Annotated in this window: 1 protein-coding gene; it reads right to left on the bottom strand. The window is 62.6% G+C overall.

Annotated features, from left to right (window positions below; genetic code table 11):
- A partial coding sequence (gene tuf, locus DA1_RS29315) for an elongation factor Tu (protein WP_062794207.1) occupies positions 1-1,060 on the bottom strand: 1,060 nt, incomplete at both ends.

Raw genomic sequence — 1,060 nt, 5'->3', positions numbered from 1 at the left:
CAACCACGCCAGCGCCCACGGTACGGCCACCTTCGCGGATAGCGAAGCGCAGACCTTCTTCCATGGCGATGGGGGCGATCAGCTTGACGGTGATCGACACGTTGTCGCCAGGCATCACCATTTCCTTGTCGGCGGGCAGCTCGATGGAGCCGGTCACGTCGGTCGTACGGAAATAGAACTGGGGACGGTAGTTGTTGAAGAACGGAGTGTGGCGACCACCTTCGTCCTTGGACAGCACGTACACCTCAGCCGTGAAGTGGGTGTGGGGCTTGATGGAGCCGGGCTTGCACAGCACTTGGCCGCGTTCCACGTCTTCACGCTTGGTGCCGCGCAGCAGCAGACCCACGTTGTCGCCAGCTTGACCTTGGTCCAGCAGCTTGCGGAACATTTCCACGCCGGTGACGATGGTCTTCTGGGTGTCGCGGATACCGACGATTTCGATTTCTTCGCCGACCTTGATGATGCCGCGCTCGATACGGCCAGTCACCACGGTGCCACGGCCAGAGATCGAGAACACGTCTTCCACGGGCATTGCAAAGGCGCCGTCCACAGCGCGCTCGGGCGTGGGGATGTAGGAGTCCAGTGCTTCAGCCAGGCGCAGGATGGCAGGTTCGCCCTTGTCGGACTGGTCGCCTTCCAGGGCCAGCTTGGCCGAGCCGCGGATGATGGGGGTGTCGTCGCCGGGGAAGTCGTACTTGGCAAGCAGCTCGCGCACTTCCATTTCGACCAGTTCCAGCAGCTCTTCGTCGTCCACCATGTCGCACTTGTTCAGGAACACGATGATGTAGGGCACGCCCACCTGACGGGCCAGCAGGATGTGCTCGCGGGTCTGGGGCATGGGGCCGTCAGCGGCCGAGCACACCAGGATGGCGCCGTCCATCTGAGCAGCGCCGGTGATCATGTTCTTGACGTAGTCGGCGTGGCCGGGGCAGTCAACGTGAGCGTAGTGGCGACCGGCCGTTTCGTACTCGACGTGGGCGGTGTTGATCGTGATGCCGCGAGCCTTTTCTTCAGGTGCTGCGTCGATCTGGTCGTAAGCCTTGGCTTCGCCGCCGAACTT

The organism is Delftia acidovorans NBRC 14950, from assembly GCF_001598795.1.
Lineage (GTDB): Bacteria > Pseudomonadota > Gammaproteobacteria > Burkholderiales > Burkholderiaceae_C > Comamonas > Comamonas acidovorans.
Note: the sequence above shows the minus strand (reverse complement) of the source record. Positions and strands in the feature narration are given on the sequence as shown.